The 6476-nt window shown below is 68.9% G+C and carries 3 protein-coding genes and 1 pseudogene; 3 read left to right on the top strand and 1 reads right to left on the bottom strand.

What is annotated here, in order from left to right:
• Together ACWGJ5_RS46280 and ACWGJ5_RS46275 are read left to right on the top strand one after the other, a co-directional pair.
• Positions 1–582 (top strand): annotated as a pseudogene (locus ACWGJ5_RS46280) (hypothetical protein); the annotation flags it as partial.
• Between the two features lie 132 nt (positions 583–714).
• Positions 715–1602 carry an SDR family oxidoreductase gene (locus tag ACWGJ5_RS46275; protein WP_453315599.1) on the top strand — a complete coding sequence of 296 codons (888 nt, stop codon included), beginning with the start codon at positions 715–717 and terminating at the stop codon, positions 1600–1602.
• A 53-nt stretch (positions 1603–1655) separates the two neighbouring features.
• Here the strand turns inward: ACWGJ5_RS46275 and ACWGJ5_RS46270 are convergent, their stop codons facing one another.
• Positions 1656–4190 (bottom strand): Helicase associated domain protein, encoded by a 2535-nt coding sequence (locus ACWGJ5_RS46270; protein WP_453315598.1) that lies wholly within the window; start codon positions 4188–4190, stop codon positions 1656–1658.
• A gap of 655 nt (positions 4191–4845) precedes the next feature.
• Here ACWGJ5_RS46270 and ACWGJ5_RS46265 point away from each other — a divergent pair.
• Positions 4846–6114, top strand: a complete 1269-nt coding sequence (locus ACWGJ5_RS46265) for a S53 family peptidase (protein ID WP_453315597.1) — start codon at positions 4846–4848, stop codon at positions 6112–6114.
• The last annotated feature ends 362 nt before the right edge of the window (positions 6115–6476 follow it).

Raw genomic sequence — 6476 nt, 5'->3', positions numbered from 1 at the left:
ACCAACGTCCGGCTCCCGCCGTGCGCCTTCGATGCGCTGACCGCGGTCATGGCCAGACAGGGCACCTCGCGGGATGCGACCGTGCGTCGGCTGCTGGCCGAGCATGTCGAGCGGCAGGAGCAGACGGATCCCGACGACAGGCTGACCCACATCTCCCCCGTTCTGCGCTATCCGCCGCCGCGCTGGCGAAAGGATCCCCGCCAGGACCGGCCCCTGCGGCTTCGGGCGAGTGCCGACCTGCTGGAGCGGGCCCGCGCGATCTCGCTGGTATTGCCAGGGCAGTACCAGCGCGCATTCCGTGACTACCAGAGCCGGGCACTGACCGACGCCGTGGTGACGGCCATCGCGGTGGCCGAACCGTTCACGGACGACTTCCTGGACGCCGACGAGGGCCGTCGGGCCCACCTGCAGCGGGGAACCACGAGCTACGACTGGAGCGGGTCTGGTCAGGCCCCGACCCGGCCCGGTCGGCGATCACCGCAACGGTCGTCTCGTCGCACCCCTGCTCGGAGAACGACTGAAGCGCGGCCACAACGAGTCGCTCGCGCGCGTCCGGTTCCCAGCGCGACATATATGCACTGATAAAGTGGTATTTGGGGCTGAGAAGATGCGGTCGCCTCGTCGGGGATGTTCCAGCGGCGGGCGGCCCGAACGGCCCGGACCGCCAGTTCTTATCCTGCGACGCAGCGTCGCAGCAGTCATCTGGAGCCTCCCATGCGCGTGTTCGTCACTGGCGCCAGCGGCAGCATCGGCTCAGTTGTCGTTCCCGAACTCATCGCCGCTGGTCACGAGGTCCTCGGCCTCGTCCGCTCCGATGCCGCGGCTACGGCCGTCGCCGTCGCTGGCGGGACGCCGCTGCGCGGCGACCTCACCGACCTTGACAGCGTCCGCGCCGGCGCCACGCAGGCCGATGGTGTCATCAACCTGGCCTTCAGCAACGACTGGAGCAACTTGGAGCAGGGCATGGACGAGGAAGCGCGCGCCGTGCAGACCCTAGGGGCCGCACTCGCAGGCAGTGGCAAGCCGTTCGTACATGCCGGCCTCACGCCGATGATGCCGGGCCACACCTCCACCGAGGAGGACCCCAACACCACCAACGGTCCGGTCGGTGGCCGCGGCCGCACCTCCGACGTGGTGCTGACCCTGGCCGCCGAAGGCGTCCGGTCCTCTGTCGTGCGGCTGCCACGCTCCGTGCACCAGCGCGGGTCGCAATACGGCTTCTGCTCAGTGCTCATCACCGCCGCGCAGAAAACGGGCGTGTCAGCGTACGTCGGCGACGGCGCGCAGCGATGGCCAGCGGTCAACCGGCTTGACGCCGCCGCGCTGTTCCGCATCGCACTCGAGGACGCTGCGCCGGGCACGGTCCTGCACGCGGTAGCCGACGAGGGCGACACCATGAGGTCGCTGGCCGAGGCTATCGGCGGTGTTCTCGCGGTGCCGGTCGAGTCGGTGCCGCCTGAGCGCTTCGGCGTCATCGGTCGCGTGTTCGCCCTTGACATGCCGTCGTCGAGCGCACTGACCCGGGAACGGTTCGGCTGGCAGCCCACCCACCCGAGCCTGATCGACGACCTCGCTGCCGGCGACTATCCCGCCCTGAGCTGAAATCCTCGTGATGCCGCCGGGACCGGCCGGGGTGAGTGACTACTGGGACTGAATCATGTCCAGCGCATGCCGATGGCGGAGAGCTGCTCCACGCGCTCTGGCGACAGCGTCGCGGCCCTGGACCGCTGGTTGCTGACCCATGCCCCGAGCCGGAGTTCCCGTTCCTCCCTGTCCTCGCTGTCCCCATAGCCGCCGGTGATCCGTTCGACGTGCTTCCTGGGCACTCGGAGGTGTCCCTCGCGCTGGTAGTACTGCTTGGCGGCGGCGTAGTTGAGGGTCCATTTGTCGGCCTGGCTGCGTCGGGGTTTCGGTTTCTCGTCCTCGCTGGCGGGCTGGATACCGAGGATGTGTTGGCACATCCACTGCTGCACGGTGGTGAGTGTGTCCCAGCCGAGCCTCACCGACCTGACCCACCGTCCGAGGTCCTCGCCCTGGTACACGACGCCTCCCGGCTCCAGCGGCAGTGTGCCGTCGGCTTCGAGGTGGAGCCGGGTGAGGTGGAAGGCGCGTTGCCATGCCACGGGCCAGGTGGGGCACCAGGCGGGGTCGATGTCTTCAAGCTGTTCGCGTCGTTCCTCCGACAGGGCGCCGGCAGCAGAGTGAATGGGCAGTCCGGCCTCACGCCGCTTCTCGTTCTCCTGTGCTCGGCGGGCGGCGGCGCGGGCGTTCTTCAGCCAGATGCCCACTCGGTAACCCCGGAACGTGGCGTCCGCTGGCGCCAGCAGATGGCCCATCTCGGCCGCCCAACCACGGGCGGCGGCGAGTCCTTCTTCCCAGGCGACGTCGTAGTGCGACCAGACCATGTCGAGCTTCTCCAACTGCTCGATGCGGTCCTCGTCCATGTCCCCGCGGGCGTAGAACCTCCTGGCGTCGGCGATCCACTGCCCGAGTGGGAAGGAGGCGAGTGAGGCCGGCCATCCCTCGGCTTCCGCGTCCTGGTCGTCGCGGCCGGGTACGCGGTAGGTGAACGGCACGCGCAGGTCGCCGTGCTCGCGGGCGTAGATGACGGCGGCTTCGATGCCGCGTCGCCAGTGGGTGTGTTCGGGGTTGAGGACGCGGAGGTTGATGAATGCGGCCAGCTGTGCGGGGTTGCGTGGCGTGGAGAATTTCAGCAGGGCGCGGGCCGGCAGAGAGAGTCGGTCGCTCCGGTCGCTGTCGGCTTGCTCGTCTTCGGGCCTGCTGCGGCTCTGCACGCCTGTGACCCGGCTTGGTGCCTGCGGCTGGGCCAGTGCTTCCACGACGCGGGCGTCGTGCGCCCTGAGCGCTTCCAGGAGCTTTGCGAGGCCGCCGTAGGCCCGGGAGGTGAGCATGTTGTCCGCGGTTTCTCCGGGGCCGAGCAGGACCGGCACCACGAGGGAGGCCATCTTGCCCTCGCCGGGCTGCATCCGCAGGGCTCGGCCGACCGCTTGGACGAGGTCGGGCATGGAGCCACGTACGTCCGCAAAGTACACGGAGTCACAATCCCGGGTGTCCACGCCCTCGCCGAGCACCTTCACCGACCCCAGGAAGCTCTTCTCCACGACCGTGCCGTCGGTGGCGATTCCGTCGGCGAACTCGGTGAGGACGCGCCTGCGGTGGTCGGCTCGGTGGTCGCCGCACAGCCAGTCGGCCCAGATCGTGGCCGGGTACAGCTCGGGGTCGTCGACATTTAGCCGCGCGGCGACGTCGGGGAGGCCGGCCGCGAACGCCTCAGCCTCCTTGACCAGGTGGTGGAAGACGAGCGTGCGCCGGAAGTTCTCCTCGGCCGACGCCTTCACCAGTGCGGTCTGCAGTGAGGCGAGCCGGGCCCCGCGGATCTGGTCCGTGCGGCCTTCGATACCGAGGAGCTGTGCGCCCTGCAGCTGAGTGTCGGTGATGTCGAGGCACACAACCTGGTAGGGCGCACAGATGCCCCGGTCGATCGCCTCGGACAACGTCAGCGTGTAGCAGCGGGCCCCGAACGGCCCCTCCGCATCGTCCTCCATCGAGGCCACCAGCTCGCCCGGCGCGCCCGGCGCGCCCTGCTCCTGGTCGTCGTTCAGCTGCCACAGCCTTGGTGTGGCGGTCATGTACAGGCGGCGCAGAGACGGGATGCGGGTGTTGCCGTGGACGACGGCCCAGGGTTTGCCGATCCGTCCCGAGGTGCGGTGTGCCTCGTCGATCACGATCAGGTCCCAGCCGGGAAGGCCGGCGGTGTGGGCGCGTTCCAGTGTGCCGAGTCCGAGCGAGGCGTAGGTGGCGAACACGGTGACCTTGTCGAACGGGCGCACCCAGGCGACCAGCTCGCCCACGTCCGTGGTGTTGGGGAATGTCACCTCCTCGCCGCGCAGGGAGGAGACCCCGATCACCGGCCCGGTACGGCCGCCCTCACGCCATGCGGCCTCGGTCTGGGCGAGCAGATCCAGTGAGGGCACGAGGACCAGCACCCGGCCGGCGCGCAGTTCCTCGGCGCTGCGCACGGCAACGAGGGTCTTGCCCGATCCGGTCGCCATGACCACCTGAGTCCGCAGCCCCCGCTCGGGCACGGTCGATCGTGCAGGCAATTCCAGGTGGCGCAGTACCGCGTCAATGGCCTCCCGCTGGTGAGGACGGAGTTCCTTCACTGCCATTTTCAACCTGCTCCGATCTGCCTTCTCATGCTGGCCGTGCGGGACGTGCCACGCGGCAGAGATGCGAGAAACCTGCATATGGACGTGTTGAGTTGCGCTACGGTGCTCCGCTCATGAGCGGCACTGGTCAGGCTGGTCGGACGCTGAGCAGTTCAGTGAACCCGCACCGTGACCGGTATATATCCTCTCCATTGGATGTCTTTTCTCATTCCAAAGTCTATCTCGATTTCAAACTGAAGCACAGAAGCCGAGGGAGTCCCACGAGCATGACTGGAACCTTGGTACTCCGGCTGTAGAGCGTGATCTTGCTGGTGCGGCACTACCATGACGAGCCGTCACCCCCGGCCGACCGGCAGGCAGGATCCGACCCTTGTGCTCTGTCGGTCGCTAGCCGGCGATGGGTGTTGTTGCCGTCCGGTGGCCGGGGATCTGCTGTCCGGGTGGTTCCGGTACGCCATCCGACGGGTGGTCAGGCGCTGTTCGGATTCGGCCCCGTGGCCGGGGGTCGACAGTGGGCGGCGCGGCAGACGCCGTGACGGGTTGCGCGGACCGGCGGGGAAAGCCGGGAGGGACGGGTCAAGGACGCGAGCCCGAAGGCCAGGCGGTGACAGTCCGCCCGAGTACGGTGCCGCCCGTCCGGCTCTGAAGGAGTGTCATGTTCCGCGCCCGTCTGATCCGGTCGTTGCTGGCCGCGGTCTTCGTGCTGGTGGGCTTGGCGGCGGCTTCGGCGACCGCCCAGCCCCAGGGCTGGCCCGCCGGCCACCGTCCAGCGGTCGTCCAGGCTCACGGTTCGGCTGCTGGCCGGCCCCAACCGCTGCCTCCCATGCGGGTTTGCCGGCCGACGTCCAATTGGCGGCGTGCGGCCTGTCTGGCCATGCTCAATCCCAACTTCAGGCCCGTCGCGTCCCTCCCGCCGGGTGCGCAGCCGGCAGGCTTCGGCCCGTCCGACATCCGTAGTGCCTACAAGCTGTCCGGCACCAACGGCCAGCACCGGACCGTGGCCATCAACGTGGCCTATCACCACCCCAACATGGAGAGTGACCTGGCCGCCTACCGCCGCCAGTTCCACCTCCCGACGTGCAACACGGCCAGCGGTTGCTTCCGTGTGATCAACCAGCGCGGCGGCAGCACCCTGCCGACCACCGTCGTCCCGGAATGGTCGTTGGAGGAGGCCATCGATGTGGAGATGGTGAGCGCCTCCTGCCCGAACTGCCGCATCCTGGTCGTCGAGGACGACGACGCCACGGCTCCCAGCCTGTTCGGCGGGGTCGACCAGGCCGTCGCCCAGGGCGCGAAGTTCATCTCCAACAGCTGGGTCTTCCCCGAAGCCTCGTTCGAGGGCGCCTTCGACTTCCACTTCAACCACCCCGGCGTGGCCTTCACCTTCAGCTCGGGTGACAACGGAGGCGTAACGCAGTATCCGCCCGCTTCCCCCTATGTCACCGCCGTGGGCGGTACCTCACTGTTCCGTGCGAACAACAGTCGCGGCTGGACGGAAAGAGCCTGGAACGGCACCGGATGCGGCTGCTCCCTCTTCGAACCCAAGCCCGCCTTCCAGCACGACACCATCTGTACCAACCGCACCATCGCCGACGTCTCCGCGGTCGCGGACATCGCCACCGGTGTGGCGGTGTACACCTCATCCCCCATCCCCGACGGTTCCATCGGCTGGGTGGTCGCGGGCGGCACCAGCGTGGCCTCCCCGCTGGTGGCGGGGATGTACGCGCTGGCCGGCAACCCCGCTCCCGGCACGTTCCCCAACTCCTACCCCTACGCCCACCCGCAGGACTTCTTCGACATCACCACCGGCATGGCCGGGGCCTTCTCCGCGATGCCGGGCTACGACGCCCCCACCGGTATCGGCACCCCCGACGGTGTTGCCGGACTGCGTGACCCCTCGGGCGGGGGGTACGGCAACGGCTGATCGGGACATCGAGCCGGGAAAGACGTGACAGTGAGCGGGGGCGGTGTATTCGCCCCCGCTACTCTGGCTGCGGTGAGGCGTGTTCACTGCAGCCATGAGGCCGATCTACGACCGAGCCTCCCTATCGCCAGCTTGGCCCGCGTCAGCGGGCCCAAGGTCCTGGAGGCGCAGCCGGAAGGACCATTAGGCGGGGGAGCGCAGCGGACCCGCCGACCGGGCTGGAGCGAAGCGGAGGCCCGGCAGCGGGACGAAGTCCCACAGAGGCCGGGAGCGCAGCGGACGGCCCGTCAACCCCGCTGCGAAACAGCGGGGTTGGGCGAGAAGCGAAGCCTCTCGCCAGCGCTCACGCGGAGCGGGAGCGC

It is taken from the genome of Streptomyces sp. NPDC054783 (assembly GCF_053611725.1).
This window is presented reverse-complemented; position numbering and strand designations above follow the sequence as displayed.

Excerpts from the sequence above, each read along its gene's own strand:
- ACWGJ5_RS46275 (WP_453315599.1), top strand. The coding sequence starts at position 715 with ATGCGCGTGTTCGTCACTGGCGCCAGCGGCAGCATCGGCTCAGTTGTC.
- ACWGJ5_RS46270 (WP_453315598.1), bottom strand. The coding sequence starts at position 4,190 with ATGGCAGTGAAGGAACTCCGTCCTCACCAGCGGGAGGCCATTGACGCG.
- ACWGJ5_RS46265 (WP_453315597.1), top strand. The coding sequence starts at position 4,846 with ATGTTCCGCGCCCGTCTGATCCGGTCGTTGCTGGCCGCGGTCTTCGTG.